1 protein-coding gene is annotated in these 951 nt (G+C 64.0%); it reads right to left on the bottom strand.

Going from position 1 to position 951, the window contains the following annotated elements:
• Positions 1–898 (bottom strand): IS5 family transposase gene (locus AC1D2F_RS23890; protein ID WP_229995585.1). Its coding sequence is split into 2 segments (ribosomal slippage): positions 1–537 and positions 539–898, totalling 897 coding nucleotides; the frame shifts between segments, so codons are not numbered across the junction.
• Positions 899–951: the final 53 nt, after the last annotated feature.

Raw genomic sequence — 951 nt, 5'->3', positions numbered from 1 at the left:
CTAGGGCGTGTCTCCTAATACTTTGAGCCAGACGGTGATCGCGCGAAGGACGACGGCGCCGCGGTACGTGAGGGCGAGCTTGTCGTATCGGGTGGCGAGCCCGCGCCATTGCTTGAATACGTTGAAGGCCCTTTCGACGACGTTCCGGCGTTTGTAGGCATCTTTGTCTAGACCCACAGGTCTTCCGCCCTTGCTGCCCCGTCGCTTGCGGTTCGCTTCCTGGTCGGAGCGTTCCGGAATCACTGCCTGGATCCCGCGCCGGCGCAGCAGCTCCCGGTTCGCCCGGGAGGAGTACGCCTTGTCCGCCAGTGCCCGGTCCGGACGGGAGCGGGCCTTGCCCCCGCCAAGCTTGGGTACCTTCAGCGCCTCAAGCAGGTTCGGGAACATCGGGGAATCACCGCCTTGGCCCGGGCCGAGCAGGATGACCAACGGGCGCATCTTGCCGTCGCAGAGGTGGTGAATCTTCGTCGTCAGCCCGCCGCGGGACCGCCCGATCGCGTGGTCACCGGGCTCCTCCAACAGTTTCATGTAATTCGACAGGTCCCCCCGCGCTGCGGGGAAGGTTGGTCGCGTGCTGGTGGGCGCGGTTGACTGTCGAATCCACGGAGACTTCCCACTCGATCAGTCCGGCTGCGTCTGCTTCCGAGAGCAGGGAAGCCTGGATCTTATCCCACGTGCCGTCACCGCTGAACCGGCGGTGACGCTTCCAGACCGTCTGCCACGGACCGTAGCACTCAGGCAGGTCACGCCACGGGATCCCGGTCCGGAAACGGTAGATGATGCCCTCCATGACCAGCCGGTGGCCCTGAAACGGACGCCCCCGACGCCCGGAGGAGTCCGGCATCAGGTCCTCAATCAGAGCCCACTGGTCATCAGTCAAAACGGAAGTACGTGACACCCGTCCACTATTTCAAAAACCACGCCCCGAATTAGGAGACACGCCCTAGTAGT

It is taken from the genome of Arthrobacter sp. P1_B3 (assembly GCF_056406615.1).
This window is presented reverse-complemented; position numbering and strand designations above follow the sequence as displayed.